Consider the following 14,676-nt stretch of genomic DNA (forward strand, 5'->3'; position numbering starts at 1 on the left):
TTCTCGTCGTTCGGTGCTGGTCCTCGTCGCTGCGGTGACCGGCGGCCTGGTGCTCGCACCGTCGCCTGCCGCGGCGGACCCGCCCGCAGCCGTCGAGCAGGAGCTCATCGTGTTCGGTGGGGAGACCGAGGCCGGTACGCAGCTGTGGACCGTGCGGCCCGACGGCACGCACGCGCAGCAGATCACGCACGTGGACGGAGATGCCGTCAACCCGGACTGGTCCCCGGACGGGCGCAGCCTCGTCTTCGAGTGGGCCCTGCCCGACGACGCGGGCGCACAACTCGCGGTCGTCGACGCAGACGGCGGGGACCTGCGCGTCCTGCCGGTCACCCGGCCGGACTGTGTCGACGCGAACCCGGCATTCACCGCAGACGGCCGGCGAGTGGTCTACCTCAACGACTGCCCGACGGAAGCCGCGCTGTACTCGCGTCCCGTCGACGGGAGTGGTGGACCGCAACGCATCACCGCACCCGGCCCCGACGGCTACGACGAACCGAACCCCTCTCCCGACGGTCGGCTGCTGTCCTACATCCGGGTCGAGAACCGCGTCGAGTACCAGCAGGCGCTGACGGTCAGCCGGATCGACGGCACGGGGCCACGCGACCTGCTCCCGCCGTCCGAGGACGTGGCGGTCAAGACCGGCTGGTCCCCCGACAGCTCACATGTCGTGCTCACCACGGACGCCAACCAGATCGGTGATGCCCCGCTGGAGGCCAACGTCGCCACCATCGCGGTCGATGGCGGCGACCTGAGGTACCTGACCCACTACTCCGGAGGCGACCTGAGCGCCTTCGCGGGGTCGTACTCCCCGGACGGGCGCTGGATCGCCTTCCGGCTGCAGGACAACGCCACCGGCGAGTCGGGGCTCTGGCGGATGCGGCCCGACGGGACACAGCGCAGCCTGGTCTTCAGCCGCGAGGGGCTGCGTCCGCGGTTCATCGACTGGGGAGGAACCCCATGCCCGTGGTGAGGGGAGGTCAGCCCTCGCCCGGGTAGGGCGGCGCGCTGTCCGCGACGACCGCCCCGCGCTCACCCAGCGGCTGCTCGGGCCCGACCGTCGAGTCGCGGGTGGTCTCCCGTTCGGCCTCGGCGTTGACCACCGCGCCCGCGATGACCAGGAACACGGTGGCCCACAGCCAGAACATGCTGATCGCGACGCCCGCGAGGCCTCCGTACGTCGACTGGTAGTTGCCCAGCCGCTCGACGTAGGCGAAGAACCCGAGCGTGGTGGCCAGCCACAGCAGCGTCGCGACGGCCGAGCCGCCGGTGATCCACCGCCAGCGGGCCCCCTTGCGATCGGGGCCCCACCGGTACAGCACGGCGAGCACCGCGGTCATGACGCCGGCGAGGCACAGCCAGGCGAGCACGGGCGCGAGCGTGCGGACCACGCCGGGAGCCCCGGACAGCGATCCCGAGAGGGCGCCGGCCGCGGTGACCAGGGCACCCAGGACCACGGCGCCACCGAGGACGAACAGGAGAGCGAGCCCGCTGCGACGGAGGAAGCCCCGGGTCTCCTTCTCGTGGTAGGCGAGGGTCAGCCCGTCGATCAGGTAGGTCATGGCGGTCGTCGCCGTGTAGAGCGCGACCACCAGCCCGGTGAGCCCGCTCCAGGTGTGCACCTGGGTGGATGCGGTCGTGATCGTCGTGAGCTGATCGGCCACCATCGGCCGGAGCTCGGTGGGCAGCATCCTGGTCACCCGGGACAGCTGCTGGAGCGCCTGCTCGGGGGTGTTGACCGCGCCGTAGACCGAGATCGCCGTCACCAGCACCGGCGCGATGGACAGGATCGCGAAGAACGCGACACCCGCGCTCTGCACCATGAGCCGGTCGCTGACCACGTGCACCAGCACCCGCCGGAGGACGCGGCGCCAGCCCGCGGCGGAGATCTTCTGCGGCGAGTCGGCGTCACTGGCCTGCGGACGTCGTCCTGTCCGCGTCGCGCGCTCGTCTCCGGGAGCCCACGTCATGGCTCATCTCACCTGGGGCCGGTGGCGGTCGCAATACGGCTCTCCGCGCACCGGTGGTGAGCCGCCCGCCGTCGTCGTCATGGCGCGTCAGGACGCGGATCCGGATCGGGATCCCGCGGCCGGGATCACCCGCCGGGTGCGATGAGCCCGGGAGGTCGCCGGCGTCCGATGACTCCAGGGTCGACCGCCGGTCAGACCTTGCACAGACGGCCGTGCCGGACCCGAGGTGAGGAAGCCGATGAGCACACAGACCGCACTCGCGATCGACGCGCGCGGGCTCGGGAAGTCCTTCGGGGAGACCCGCGCCGTCGACGGGGTGGACCTCGCCGTGCCGGCCGGTGCCATCTACGGGGTGCTGGGCCCCAACGGTGCGGGCAAGACCACCACCATCCGGATGCTGGCCACGCTGATCCCGCCGGATGCGGGGAGCGCCCGTGTCCTGGGGCACGACGTCGTGTCCGAGGCCGCGACGGTCCGCGAGCTGGTCAGCCTGACCGGCCAGCTCGCCTCGGTCGACGAGGAGCTCACCGGCCGGGAGAACCTCCGGTTGCTCGGCCGTCTCCTCGGCTACCCGCGTGCCGCCGCCAAGGACCGTGCGGACGAGCTGCTCGACGCCTTCGACATCGCCGAGGCCGGCGGCAAGCTGGTCAAGCACTACTCGGGCGGCATGCGCCGCCGGCTCGACATCGCGGCGAGCATCGTGGTGACCCCCCGGCTGATGTTCCTCGACGAGCCGACCACCGGGCTGGACCCGCGCTCCCGCAACCAGGTCTGGGAGATCGCCCGGGCGCTGGTGGCCGAGGGGACGACGATCCTGCTCTGCACCCAGTACCTGGAGGAGGCCGACCAGCTCGCCGACGGCATCGCCGTGATCGACCGGGGCCGGGTCATCGCCGAGGGCACTCCCGCGGACCTCAAGGCCTCGGTCGGCACCGGCTCCCTGTACCTGCGGCTGCTCCACCCCGGGCAGCGCGCCGAGGCCGCTCAGCTGCTGGAGCGGACGGTGGGCCCGGTGGTGCTGGAGCCGGAACCAGCGGCCCTGTCGGCCACCGGAGCGGACGCCGGACGGGCGGCGATCGCCGTCGCCGAGCTCTCCCGTGCGGGCTTCCCGCTGGTGCACTTCTCCCTGCAGCAACCCAGCCTCGACGAGGTCTTCCTCGCGCTCACCGGCCACGCGGCGGAGGAGACGTCCCCGCTCTCCGACGACCTGCAGGAGCACCTGTCATGACCGCCACCACGACGGCGCCCGGCTCCGCAGACACCGCAGCGGTGCGCCGGGCCATCTCGTCCACCCCTCGGCCCACCCGGCCCGGGCCGCTGTCGGCCGCGCTGACCTTCGGCTGGCGGGGCATGCTGAAGGTCAAGCACGTGCCCGAGCAGCTGCTCGACGTCACCGTCACGCCGGTGATGTTCCTGCTGATGTTCACGTACCTGTTCGGCGGCGCGATCGCCGGCTCCACCAGCGCCTACCTGGACTACACGCTCCCGGGCCTGCTCGTGATGTCGGTGTTGTTCACGACCGTGTACTCCGGGGTCTCCCTGAACACCGATCTGACGAAGGGGGTCGTCGACCGCTTCCGCACCCTGCCGATCTGGCGGCCGGCGCCGCTGCTGGGCTCGCTGCTCGGCGACAGCGTCCGTTACGTGATCGCCGGCACGGTGATCATCGTCGTCGGCGTCGCACTGGGTTTCCGGCCCGACGGCGGCGTCCTCGGGGCGGTCGCGGCGCTGGGACTGGTCGTCGCCTTCTCGTTCGGCCTGTCCTGGGTCTTCTCGGTCCTCGGCCTGCTCATGCGGTCACCGAACGCGGTGATGAACGCCGGGTTCATGGCGATCTTCCCGCTGACGTTCCTGTCCAACGTCTTCGTCGACCCCGCCACGCTGCCGGGCCCGCTCGAGGCCTTCGTCGACGTCAACCCGATCTCCGTCCTGGCCACCGCCTCGCGGTCGCTGATGGCCGGTGCGCCCGACGGCACGGCGATCGTCGTCTCCCTGGCGGTGGCGGCCGGGCTGGCCGCGGTGTTCCTGCCGCTCACCACGCGGCTGTACCGCAGCCGCTGAGTCCTGGTGCCACCCTGCTCGGCACGCAGCAGGGCGGTCAGCGGCTGCCCTCCTCGGCGATCAGCTCGGCGACCTCCGCGGGCATCTCCGAGCAGTCGTCGTCGGAGTCCGGCTGGTCCTCGGCGAGGCCCTCGACGCCGGCGTCCTCGACCGGCTGGAAGCCCTTCTCCGCGATGTGCCGGGGCACGCGGGCCTGCGCGTTGAGGACGTGCGAGCGCGACAGCCAGCCGAGGCCGTCGTCCACCTCGAAGTCCAGCCCGCCGCCGGGTGCCCGCTGGACGTGACCGGGGGAGGGCAGCAGCCCGACCAGCTGGACGGCCTGGTCGACCGTCAGCGTGGACGGCGGTGTGTCGAAGTAGTACCAGCTGGCCGTGCAGATGCCGTAGACGCGCGGGCCGAGCTGCGCGTGGTCCACGTACAGCTCCAGCATGCGGCGGTCGTCGACCACCAGTGCCAGCTCCACCGACAGGCCGGCCTCGACCGCCTTGCGCCAGGCGCTCATCCCCTGGTTGAGGAAGAGGTTCTTCGCCACCTGCTGCGGGATGGTCGACCCGGACGGGTCCTCCTCGCCGCGGAGGTGCGCCTCGGCGCGGCCGTACAGCTCGTCCCAGGTGAACGCTCCCTCGCGGTAGGGAAGGGGCTGGTCCTCGTGCGCGATGACGGCGGCGAGGAAGTTGCGCGACACGTGCTCGACCGGCACCGACTGCTGGATGGCCCCCTGGCTGTTGGCCAGCATGAACGCCGTCGTCGGCGGGTCGATCCAGCGCAGCGACAGCAGCACCACGGCCTGCACGAGGAAGGTGACCGCCAGCAGCCGGAGCACCCGTCGGGGCAGCCGGCGGCGCTCCCGACGCCTCGGCTCGTCCGCGGGCGGGGCCTGGCCCCTGCGCCGCCAGGTGTCCCGGCGACCGCGCTCGCGCGCAGGCGTAGCCGACGGCTCGGCCCAGGGGTCGGCCGGCGGAGCGGGTGCGCCGCCGTGCCGGGGGAGCTCGTCGCCGGCAACCGGCCGCGCCATCCGCCGGGTGGACGTCCGATCCGTCCCCTGCTGCCCGGGCGGGTCGTCGTCGGGCGAGCGGCGGCGGTGCGACGCGAAGGGCATGCGGTGCTGTCCTCCCGGGACCGACGGACCGGGTCCCAGGCTACGAGAGACCCGGCGGAGATCCGGTCACCGGGCCGGGTGCGTCGTGGACGGACCGGGTGCCTGCGCGCGCCGCCCCGACGAGCCGGCCCGGGGCGGCCCGCGCGCCCCGGTGTCACGAGCGGGCCGGTGCCCCCGACCCGCTCGTGACCGGAGCGGTGCCCTCGGCGGGTGCGCCGGGTCCGTCGGGCCGCTGCGCGAGTGCGCTGGGCCACCACATGTGCCGGCCGACGTCGAGGGTGAGGGAGGTGACGAGCACCGAGCGCACGACCACCGTGTCGAGCAGCACCCCCAGGGCGACGGCGATGCCCAGCTGCGTCAGGAAGGTCAGCGGCAGCGTGCCGAGCACCGCGAAGGTCGCTGCGAGCACCAGGCCGGCCGAGGTGATGACGCCGCCGGTGGCCGCCAGGCCGATCAGTGCGGCCCGACGGGTGCCGTGGTCGGCCGCCTCCTCCCGCACCCGGGTCATCAGGAAGATGTTGTAGTCGATGCCCAGGGCGACGAGGAACACGAAGACGAACAGCGGGAACGAGCTGTCCGTTGCGGTGACCCCGATCGTCCACTCGAACACCAGGGCGCTCAGCCCCAGCGCCGCGCCGTAGGACAGCACCACCGTGGCGATCAGGATCACCGGGGCCACCAGCGCCCGCAGCAGCAGGCCCAGCACCACCAGGACCACCAGCATGATCAGCGGGATGACCACGAGGTCGTCCCGCTGGGAGGCTTCCTGGACGTCGAGGTTCAGCGCGGTGTTCCCGCCGACGAGCGCCTCGCCGTCACCTGCGTCGTCCAGCGTCGTCCGCAGCCGCTCGATGGTGGCGTACGCGGCCGGGCTGTCGAAGGGGTCGGCCAGCGCGGCCTCGACCAGGGCCTGGCCGCCGGAGACCTGCGGCTCCCCGGTCTCGGCGATGCCGTCGGTCGCGGCCACCGTGTCGGACACCTCTGCGGCCGAGCCGGCCGAGGTCACCACGTAGACGGAGTTGCCCGCGGCGGCCGGGAAGTGATCGGCGGCCACCGCTTCCCCCTGGATCGACTCCGGCGTGCCCCGGAAGCTCTCCGCCTGGGTCAGCCCGCTGGGGGAGAGGAGGAACACCCCGGCGCAGGCCACCAGGAGCAGCGCGCTGGTGACGACCCAGGTCGCGCGCGGTCGCGGGCGGATCCGGGCGCCCACCCGGGCCCAGATCCCGGTCGCGGTCGGCTCGGCGCTGCCGAAGGTCGGGCGCACCGGCCAGAAGACCCAGCGGCCGCAGATGACCAGCAGCGCGGGGAGCAGCGTCATGAGCACCATGAGGGTGACCGCGACGCCGATCGCGGCGACCGGCCCCAGCCCGGCGGTCGAGTTCATCTCCGCGAAGACCAGGCACAGCATGCCGAGGGCGACGGTGCCGCCGCTGGCCAGCACCGCCGGCCCGGCCCGGTGCACGGCCTCGGTCATGGCCTCGTGCCGATCGGTGTGCAGCCGCAGCTCCTCCCGGTACCGCGCGATCAGGAGGAGGGCGTAGTCGGTGCCGGCGCCGACGACCAGCACGGTGAGGATGCTCGCGCTCTGCGCGTTGACGGTCAGGTCGGCGTGGCGGGCCAGCAGGTAGATGACGGCCTGCGAGGTGACCAGGGCGATGACCGCCGAGAAGATCGGCAGCACCCAGAGCACCGGGCTGCGGTAGGTGAACAGCAGGATGACGATGACCACGCCCAGGGCCGCGAACAGCAGGGTGCCGTCGATCCCCTGGAAGGCCTCCGCCGAGTCGGCGGCGCTGCCCGCGGGGCCGGTCACGTAGGCAGCCAGGCCCTCCCGGCCGTCCGATGCCTCGGCCCGGATCCCGTCGACGACCGGGGCGATCCGCTCCCAGCCGTCGGCACCCACGTTGAGCGGCACGATCAGCTGGACGGCCTCGCCGTCCTCGGCGGGGACGGGGCCGACCACGGTGCCGTCGAGCTCCGCCAGCTCCCCGAAGAGCCGGACGTCCTCCTCGATGGCCGCGGTGTCGGCAGCGGTGAGGCCTCCGTCGCGCTCGTAGACCACGACGGCTGGGATGATGTCGGGGTCCGAGCCGAGCTCGGTCTGCAGCTGCAGGGCACGGGTCGACTCCGCGTCCGCCGGCAGCCACGCCGCGATGTCGTTCACCTGCTCGTCGGTGAGCCTGCCCGCCAGCGGGGCCGCGAGGGCGGCCACCAGCAGCCAGAAGACGAGCACCACCCACTTGAGGCGTGGATGGCTGACGCGCGAGGCGAACGACCTGCCCATGGTGCCCTCTCAGGATCCCCGGGCCGGCAGACCCGGACGGCGACGGGTGCGGCGGCGACGCTAGCGAGACCCGGCAGTCTCGTCACCGCCTTTTCCGCGGACGGGTGGAGCGCTCTCACGACCGTCCCGCGGACCGTTCGCGGGTGACCGTCCCCTCGCCGGGCGTGACCGGTCAGCGGGTGGCCGCTCGAGGAGCCTGCCGCACGGGCACGGCCCCGGGGTTCACCCGGGGCGGGTGGTTCCGCAGGCACTGCCGGCGCCGAGGCCGGCATCGCCGGACGAGGGGCTGAGCCGAGCGCAAGGGACCTTCGGCCGTGTCCGCTGGGCCGCCGCGCCCCTAGCGTCGGCCGCGCAGTCCGTGCGCTCCCGGACGGCGGGTGCGCGCCCACCGAGTGGACGAGGGAGCAGTCATGACCCAGGCACTGTCGACCCTGGCCGATCGGGTCACCGGCACGGTCATCCGTCCGGGGCACCCCGAGTACGAGGAGGCGCGGCGGGTCTACAACGGGATGATCGACGCCCGGCCCGCGGCGATCGTCCGCTGCGCGACGGAGGAGGACGTGGTCGCCGTGGTGCGGCTGGCGGCCGAGCAGCGGATGGACCTCGCCGTCCGCGGCGGTGGGCACAGCGTGCCCGGGTTCGGCACCGCGGACGGGGCTGTCGTCGCGGACCTCTCGCCGATGCAGGCGGTGGAGGTCGACGACGCCCAGCGGACCGCGACCGCCGGCGGTGGCACCACGTGGGGCCGGTTCAACGACGTCACCGCTGCCCACGGGCTGGCCACCACCGGCGGCATCATCGCGAGCACCGGCATCGCCGGGCTGACCCTCGGGGGAGGCATCGGCTACCTCGGCCGGGCGTACGGGCTCTCCTGCGACAACCTGCTGTCGGCGCGGGTGGTCACCGCCGACGGCAGCCGGCTGACGGCCAACGCGGACGAGCACCCCGACCTGTTCTGGGCGCTGCGTGGCGGCGGCGGCAACTTCGGCGTCGTCACCGACTTCACCTACCGCCTGCACCCGGTCGGCGAGCTGCTGGTCGGGCTCATGTTCTTCGAGCTGACCGACGGCCCGGCCGTCTTCCGGTTCTTCGACGAGATGCTGGACGAGGCGCCCCGGGAGTACGGCGGGTACCCGGCCATCCACCTGGCCCCGCCGCTGCCGTTCATCCCGGAGGAGCGCGTCGGTCAGCCGTTCGCGGTGGTCGTCTCCCCCTGGACCGGGGACCCGGCCGAGGGGCAGCGCTTCTACGACCGGTTCCGCCAGGTGGCCACACCGGCGGCCGAGATGGTGGCGCCCATGCCGTACCCGGCGCTGAACGCGCTGTTCGACCCCCTGCTGCCGCCCGGCCTGCAGCACTACTGGAAGAACGCCTGGGTCACCGAGCTCAGCGACGACCTGATCGCGGCGCACATGGAGGTGGGTGGCCGGATGCCGGCGATCACCTGCGCCATGCACATGTACGCGATGGACGGCGCGGTGCAGGACGTGCCCTCGGATGCCACCGCGTTCGGGCACCGCGACGCCCGGTACGTCATCAACATCGCCGGCATGTGGCCCGACCCGGCGGAGAACGAGGCCAACACCGCCTGGGTGCGCGACTACTACGCGGCGATCGCGCCGCACACCCAGACGGGGGGCTACGTCAACTTCGCCTCGGCCGACGACCAGCAGAAGGCGCCGGACAACTACGGCGCCAACCACCAGCGGCTGACCGAGGTCAAGCGCCGCTACGACCCGACGAACCTCTTCCACCTCAACCAGAACATCGAGCCCTCGCCGGTGCCGCCGCCGAGGAGGACCCCGGGCTGACCGGAGAGGGCGTCCGGCACCGCGGGACCGGGCGCCGTCGGAGGCCGCGCTCCCGCCGCCGGCAGCTGGACGGCGACCCGGAGGTCGCCGGCGGGGCGCGGGACGATGCTCAGGGACCCCGAGTGCACCCGGGTGATGCTGGCGACGATCGCAACGAGCCCTGGGACTACGAACTGCACCCCGACGCGGTCGAGCACGGCTGCCCGCCGCTGTACGCCGACCCCACCGAGGACCCGCGGATGCACCGCTGACCGGCGCTCACGGCCCGGGTGGACCCGGGTGCCGGAGGACCTCCTGGATGGCCTCGATCCAGTACTGGGTGATGCGCCCGCGGGCGCGGGCCAGGTAGCGGCCGGCCAGGTCCACCCGGCGGCCGGCCCGGACGTCGGCCAGGAAACGGCGGACGAGGTCCTCCTCGGCCCGGCTGCCCGAGGCCACCGGTTCGGGCGTCCCGGCGGCTCGGTCCGTCGTCCCGGTCATCCGTGCGGCGCTCGCGCGGGTCAGAACTTCGCGGCGGTCTCGCGCGCGACCTCGTGCGCCCGGACCCGGGCTGCATCGGCGTCGGCGGTCGCCAGGTCCGGGCGGAAGTGGACCTCGTCGACCTCGCGGACACCGGCCCAGTGCAGCCAGTCCCGCATGTACGTCGCCTGGAAGTCCGAGCCGAAGGACGCCGGCCGGCCCGGTCCGTACACGGCGCTGGTCAGGACCAGGGCGGCCTTCTTGCCGGTCAGCAACCCGGTGTAGCCCGAGGCAGGGTCGAACCCGAAGACCATGCCCGGTTGGCTGACCACGTCGATGAACTGCTTGAGGACGTACGGGATGCCGGCGTTCCACATCGGCACGCTGAACAGGTAGCGGTCGTAGGAGTCGAAGCGCTCGAACGTGGCCCGGGCGCGCGCCCAGGCCTCCGCCTCGGCACCCGCAGGCGTGCCGCCACCGAAGATCGTCATCTTGGCGGCCGCCGCGGACGGACCGAACTCCGGCAGGGTGCCGTCCCACAGGTCGAAGGTGTCGACGGTGTCCCACGGGTGCAGCTCCCGGTAGGTGTCGAGGAAGGTCGTGGCCAGCGCGAGGGACTCGGACCGAGCGCCACGCGGGGACGCGGAGACGTGCAGCAGACGGGGCATGAGGACTCCAGGGCGACAGCTCCGACGTGGCCGGGTGCCACGTCCGGGAGGACTGTCGCGGCGGGCTCTGTCATCCCGCTGTCACGCGGCTGGGCGGTAACCTGCGGCTGCCCGTCGCCCGTCCTGCCCACCAGGAGGCCGGTCCGTGAACCTCCTGGTGCTCGGCCCGCTCGAGGTCTGGCGCGACGGGGTGAGCCTGGCGGTGCGGCGGGGGCGGCCGCGCCGGCTGCTGCTGTCGCTGGTCCTGCGCCGCGGCGGAGCCGTTCCCCAGGACACGCTGATCGACCAGCTCTGGGGTGACGAGCCGCCGGTCAACGCGGAGAACGCGCTGCAGGTCCTGGTCTCCTACCTGCGCCGGGCCGTCGGCGGGGACGACCTCCGGATCGAGCGGGTGCTCGCGGGGTACCGGCTGGTGGTCGCGCCCGACTCGGTCGACATGGTCCGTGCCGAGGCACTCGTCGCGACGGCGACGGCGACGGACGTCCCGCCGCTGGAGCGGCTGTCCTCGGCCTCCGCGGCGCTCGCGTTGTGGCGCGGGCCTGCGCTCAGCGAGGCCAGGGACGACTCGTTCGCCCAGGGCGACATCAGCCGGCTGGAGGAGCTGCGGCTGCTGGCCTGGGAGGCCCGCGCCGAGGCGCTCCTCGCGGTCGGCCGTCACGTCGAGGCCCTGCCCGAGCTCAGTCAACTGGTGCACGAGCACCCGTTCCGCGAGCGGCTCCACGGTTCCCTGGCGGTCGCCCTCTACCGGTCGGGCCGGCAGGCCGAGGCGCTCGCCGCACTGGAGGCAGCCCGGACCACGCTGGCCGACGAGCTGGGACTCGACCTCAGCCGCGACCTCCAGGAGCTCGAGCACCGCATCCTGCGCCAGGACCGCGCACTGGAGGTCGCCCCGCACGACCGGGCGGCGCCCACCGCCGAGCACCTGGACAGCGCGCCGGCGAGGCAGGCCCGGGTGGCGGCGGACCCGACCACGACCGTCGGGGCCGTCCCGCCGTCCCTGACCTCGCTGGTCGGGCGGGAGGAGCAGGTGGCCGCCGTGGCCGGCCTGCTCGACCGGGCGAGGGTGGTGACGCTCACCGGCCCCGGTGGTGCCGGGAAGACCCGGCTCGCCGCGGAGTCCGCCCGGCGGCGCCGGGAGCAGGTCTGGTGGGTCGACCTGTCCGCGGCCACCGACCGCACCGCCGTCGTCGACGGGGTGACGGCCGCGGCCGGTGCGGTCCTGACCTCCGACGAGGACCCGGTCGCCGCCCTCGCCCGGTGGGTGGGGGACCGGGACGCGCTGCTGGTGCTGGACACCTGCGAGCACGTGGTGGCCCCGGCGGAGGAGCTGGTCACCGCGCTCGTCATCGGCTGCCCCCGGCTGCGGGTCCTGGCCACGAGCCGCCGGCCGCTGGGCGTGGCCGGTGAGCTGACCTGGCCGGTCCCGCCGTTGTCCCTCCCGCCGCCGGACGAGGACGGCCTGGGACCGGTCCGGGCGTCGCACGCGGTCCAGCTGTTCTGTGCACGTGCTGCCACCGCGCGACCGGGCTTCGTGCTCTCCGAGGGCAACGCCGCCGCGGTCGCCACGGTGTGCCGCCTGCTGGACGGCCTGCCGCTCGCGATCGAGCTGGCGGCCGGGCACGCGGCTGCCCTCAGCCCCGCCAAGACCGCCGAGCTGCTGGCCGACCGGCTCCGCCTGGACGGACCGGGTCAGGGACGGCACGCCGGACTGCGGGCCACCATCGACTGGAGCTACGGGCTGCTCTCGGCCGGTGAGGCCCTGTTCCTCGACCGGCTGTCGGTCTTCCGCGGGCCCTTCGTGATCGATGCCGCGGTCGAGGTCGCCGGCGCAGGACTGGAGGACGACGGGCTCACGCTGCTGCTCAGCCTGGTCCGGCAGTCGCTGGTCGCCGTGGCGGAGGACGACCACTTCCGGCTGCTGGACACCATCCGGGCCCGCGCGTCGGCCCGGCTGGCCGCCCGCCCGCAGGAGGAGCTGACCACCCGGGACCGGCATGCACGGTGGTTCCGGCAGTTCGCCGAGGAGGCCGACCGCACCATCCGCGGGGCCGACCAGGCGGGCTGGCTCACCGAGCTGCGGAACGTGTCGGCCGACCTCCGGGCGGCCCTGGCCCACTGCCTGACCGGTGCGCGCCCCCTGGCGTCGCTGGGCGCCACGATGGTCTGCTCGCTGTCCTGGTTCTGGTCCTTCGAGGGCTCCTTCGCCGAGGCACGCCGGTGGATCGACGAGGCGACGGCGGCCGGGCCCCACGACCCGCTGACCACGGCACGGCTGCAGCTGGCCGCCGGGATGCACGCGGAGTCCGTCGGCGACCTGGACACCGCCGAGCACGAGTGCACCCGTGCCGCAGCTGCCTTCGCCGAGCTGGGCGACGAGCCGGGCGAGGCGCGGAGCCTGCTGCACCTGGGCACCGTCCGGTGGGCGCGCGGGCGCCTGCCCGAGGCGGCCGCGGCGCAGGACCGCTCCATCGCGCTCTTCCGGTCGCAGCGGCACGACGCCGGCGCGGGCCTGGGGCTGGTGCTCCGCGCCCGGACCGCCCTGGACGCGGGGGACCCGGCGCGGGCCCGCGACGTCCTGGCCGAGGCGCAGCACGTGGTGCAGCGGTCCGGCGACCAGCACCTGGTCGGCCTGCGACTCGAGCAGCACGCGCGGGTCGGCCTCGACGCAGGTGACCTGACCGGGGCGGAGTCGTCGGCCCGGGCGAGCCTGGAGGTCTTCGAGCAGGTCGGCTACCCCGAGGGCATCGGCGCCGCCCTGCAGACCCTCGGACGGGTGCACCTGGCCCAGGGCGACCCGCTGGCGGCGCAGTCCTGCTACCTCCAGGCGACCGAGCAGGCGCTGCGGATGGCGCACCGGCCCGCGGTGGTCGAGGGCGTGGAACTGCTCGCCGAGGCGGCGGCGGTCCGGCACGAGGCCGCCCTCGCCGCCCGGTTGCTCGGCCACGCCCAGCAGCTGCGGCTGGACGCGCGGCTGGACCGGACGACCGGCCAGCAACGGCGCCTGGACGCCTGGCGCCACCTCCTCGGCCCGGCGCCCGGAGCGGAGCTGGGAACGGCGGAGGCCGCCGGTCGGCACGCGACCACCGAGGAGCTGCTCGCCCAGCTGAGGGACGTCTGCGGGTACCAGGCCCGGGTCTCCTGAGGCGGGCGGCCCGCGGGCGCGACAGCGCTCCGACGGTCCCGCGACAGGCAGGCCGGACTACGCCCGCTACGTCACCACGGACCAGTTCCTCGTCAGCCACCTGGTCGCCAGCATCGGCGGTGCGGCGCTGGCGGTCCTCGGGGTCGTCTCCGCCACGACCTTCCTGGTCCGCGGTCGCGCCCGGCGCGGGGCGCTGGCCGGGATGGTGCTCACCGTGGTCGCGGCGGTCTCCCTGTCCGCGGCCTTCGGCAGTGCGGCGTTCGTGCAGCCCGGCGTCGGCCGGGCGTACCTGAGCGGGCTCCCGGGCGCCGAGGCGCTGAACGCGGACACGGCCTACCGGGACGCGCTGACGGCCACCAGCGGCGCATCGGTCCTCGTCTTGACCGTCGCCGCGATCACGTTCGGGACGGCGGTCGCCCGCACCGCGCCGGGCCTCCGTTGGGCCGGCATCGGCTACGCCGTCACGCTCCCGCTGTCCGCCGTCAGCGGCATGGCCGGGATCGGCGCCGGGACGCAGCCGGCGGCCGGAGTCCTCGTCGCCGTCGCGACCGCCGTCCTGGCCCGCCGCCTCCCCGCCGTTCCGGGCGGATCCGGCCGGCCCCTCGGCGTCACGGTCGGGTCCGCCCGCGCGAGCTGACGACCACGGCTCCGGGGACGGTCAGCCGGTGGCGGCCCGCCCCCGGAGCTGGCGGCGGCGGTCGTCGTCGTCCTCCAGGCCCCACCAGTCGACGATGCGGCCGTCGCGGACGGTGAACCAGTAGACCTCCCGCACGTCCCGGAACGCGCGGCCGGTCGGCGGCCGGTCCCGCCACGGCCCGGTCTGCGTGCCCGAGCAGCGGAAGTGCCCCACCACCGTGTCGCCCTCCCCGACGAGGGCGACGGTCTCCATCGCCACGTCGGGGAAGGCGGTCCGGAACGGCGCCACCCAGTCCTTCGCGGCCTGCGCGATCCCGGGCGCGTACAGCTGGTCGACCGCGTCGAGGTCACCGCCGTTGATCACCTCGGCGACGGCGCGGGCCACCAGCTCCTTGTTGTCGGCCACGCTCATCGCGGTCGTCCCCGCGTCCACGGCGGGCAGGCGGAGGTGTCAGGGGCGGTCAGGGGCACGTCCATGCCGGAGACGATAAGCGGGTATCCCGGCACGGATCAGCGTCTCGTGCACGCGGTGCGGTGGTGGGAGCATCG

At 74.2% G+C, this 14,676-nt stretch carries 13 protein-coding genes; 7 read left to right on the forward strand and 6 right to left on the reverse strand.

The annotated features are described in order from the left end of the window. The first annotated feature begins 13 nt into the window (after positions 1-13). Positions 14-970, forward strand: coding sequence for a TolB family protein (locus tag FHL80_RS02210; RefSeq protein WP_216870352.1), 957 nt, complete (start codon positions 14-16; stop codon positions 968-970). 7 nt (positions 971-977) lie between these two features. On the opposite strand, the gene FHL80_RS02215 is transcribed toward FHL80_RS02210, so the two are convergent. Beyond that, positions 978-1,967 carry a YihY/virulence factor BrkB family protein gene (locus FHL80_RS02215; RefSeq protein ID WP_216870353.1) on the reverse strand — a complete coding sequence of 330 codons (990 nt, stop codon included), beginning with the start codon at positions 1,965-1,967 and terminating at the stop codon, positions 978-980. A 238-nt stretch (positions 1,968-2,205) separates the two neighbouring features. On the opposite strand from FHL80_RS02215, the gene FHL80_RS02220 reads away from it, so the two are divergent. Both FHL80_RS02220 and FHL80_RS02225 read left to right on the forward strand, forming a co-directional pair. Further along, positions 2,206-3,195, forward strand: coding sequence for an ATP-binding cassette domain-containing protein (locus FHL80_RS02220; protein WP_138731839.1), 990 nt, complete (start codon positions 2,206-2,208; stop codon positions 3,193-3,195). Then, a complete protein-coding gene (locus FHL80_RS02225; RefSeq protein WP_138731840.1) occupies positions 3,192-4,028 on the forward strand; it encodes an ABC transporter permease in 837 nt (278 codons plus the stop codon). Before FHL80_RS02220 ends, FHL80_RS02225 begins: the two co-directional genes overlap by 4 nt. Before the next feature lie 37 nt (positions 4,029-4,065). Here the strand turns inward: FHL80_RS02225 and FHL80_RS02230 are convergent, their stop codons facing one another. Together FHL80_RS02230 and FHL80_RS02235 are read right to left on the reverse strand one after the other, a co-directional pair. Beyond that, a complete protein-coding gene (locus FHL80_RS02230) occupies positions 4,066-5,127 on the reverse strand; it encodes a transglycosylase domain-containing protein (protein WP_246078401.1) in 1,062 nt (353 codons plus the stop codon). Between the two features lie 154 nt (positions 5,128-5,281). Further along, positions 5,282-7,411, reverse strand: coding sequence for an MMPL family transporter (locus FHL80_RS02235; protein WP_138731841.1), 2,130 nt, complete (start codon positions 7,409-7,411; stop codon positions 5,282-5,284). A 410-nt stretch (positions 7,412-7,821) separates the two neighbouring features. On the opposite strand from FHL80_RS02235, the gene FHL80_RS02240 reads away from it, so the two are divergent. Both FHL80_RS02240 and FHL80_RS26640 read left to right on the forward strand, forming a co-directional pair. After that, positions 7,822-9,222: an FAD-binding oxidoreductase gene (locus FHL80_RS02240; RefSeq protein WP_138731842.1), complete on the forward strand. Its 1,401-nt coding sequence runs from the start codon at positions 7,822-7,824 to the stop codon at positions 9,220-9,222. A 122-nt stretch (positions 9,223-9,344) separates the two neighbouring features. Continuing rightward, positions 9,345-9,473, forward strand: coding sequence for a hypothetical protein (locus FHL80_RS26640; RefSeq protein WP_281283417.1), 129 nt, complete (start codon positions 9,345-9,347; stop codon positions 9,471-9,473). A gap of 7 nt (positions 9,474-9,480) precedes the next feature. Here FHL80_RS26640 and FHL80_RS02250 read toward each other — a convergent pair whose 3' ends face one another. Next, complete coding sequence (locus FHL80_RS02250) at positions 9,481-9,702, reverse strand: hypothetical protein (protein ID WP_138731843.1); 222 nt, start codon at positions 9,700-9,702, stop codon at positions 9,481-9,483. Positions 9,703-9,722: 20 nt separating this feature from the next. Continuing rightward, the gene (locus FHL80_RS02255; RefSeq protein ID WP_138731844.1) at positions 9,723-10,349 is read right to left on the reverse strand and encodes an FMN-dependent NADH-azoreductase; all 627 of its coding nucleotides are present in this window, start codon (positions 10,347-10,349) and stop codon (positions 9,723-9,725) included. A gap of 145 nt (positions 10,350-10,494) precedes the next feature. On the opposite strand from FHL80_RS02255, the gene FHL80_RS02260 reads away from it, so the two are divergent. Beyond that, positions 10,495-13,491: an AfsR/SARP family transcriptional regulator gene (locus tag FHL80_RS02260; RefSeq protein ID WP_138731845.1), complete on the forward strand. Its 2,997-nt coding sequence runs from the start codon at positions 10,495-10,497 to the stop codon at positions 13,489-13,491. A gap of 202 nt (positions 13,492-13,693) precedes the next feature. Next, positions 13,694-14,128 (forward strand): hypothetical protein, encoded by a 435-nt coding sequence (locus FHL80_RS02265; RefSeq protein WP_138731846.1) that lies wholly within the window; start codon positions 13,694-13,696, stop codon positions 14,126-14,128. A gap of 21 nt (positions 14,129-14,149) precedes the next feature. Here the strand turns inward: FHL80_RS02265 and FHL80_RS02270 are convergent, their stop codons facing one another. Next, positions 14,150-14,539, reverse strand: coding sequence for an ester cyclase (locus tag FHL80_RS02270; RefSeq protein ID WP_138731847.1), 390 nt, complete (start codon positions 14,537-14,539; stop codon positions 14,150-14,152). Positions 14,540-14,676 lie beyond the last annotated feature (137 nt).

Source organism: Modestobacter excelsi (assembly GCF_005930495.1).
GTDB lineage: Bacteria > Actinomycetota > Actinomycetes > Mycobacteriales > Geodermatophilaceae > Modestobacter > Modestobacter excelsi.

Excerpts from the sequence above, each read along its gene's own strand:
- FHL80_RS02225 (WP_138731840.1), top strand. The coding sequence starts at position 3,192 with ATGACCGCCACCACGACGGCGCCCGGCTCCGCAGACACCGCAGCGGTG.
- FHL80_RS02215 (WP_216870353.1), bottom strand. The coding sequence starts at position 1,967 with ATGACGTGGGCTCCCGGAGACGAGCGCGCGACGCGGACAGGACGACGT.
- FHL80_RS02250 (WP_138731843.1), bottom strand. The coding sequence starts at position 9,702 with ATGACCGGGACGACGGACCGAGCCGCCGGGACGCCCGAACCGGTGGCC.
- FHL80_RS02220 (WP_138731839.1), top strand. The coding sequence starts at position 2,206 with ATGAGCACACAGACCGCACTCGCGATCGACGCGCGCGGGCTCGGGAAG.
- FHL80_RS02235 (WP_138731841.1), bottom strand. The coding sequence starts at position 7,411 with ATGGGCAGGTCGTTCGCCTCGCGCGTCAGCCATCCACGCCTCAAGTGG.
- FHL80_RS02255 (WP_138731844.1), bottom strand. The coding sequence starts at position 10,349 with ATGCCCCGTCTGCTGCACGTCTCCGCGTCCCCGCGTGGCGCTCGGTCC.
- FHL80_RS02265 (WP_138731846.1), top strand. The coding sequence starts at position 13,694 with ATGGTGCTCACCGTGGTCGCGGCGGTCTCCCTGTCCGCGGCCTTCGGC.
- FHL80_RS02270 (WP_138731847.1), bottom strand. The coding sequence starts at position 14,539 with ATGAGCGTGGCCGACAACAAGGAGCTGGTGGCCCGCGCCGTCGCCGAG.
- FHL80_RS02240 (WP_138731842.1), top strand. The coding sequence starts at position 7,822 with ATGACCCAGGCACTGTCGACCCTGGCCGATCGGGTCACCGGCACGGTC.
- FHL80_RS02230 (WP_246078401.1), bottom strand. The coding sequence starts at position 5,127 with ATGCCCTTCGCGTCGCACCGCCGCCGCTCGCCCGACGACGACCCGCCC.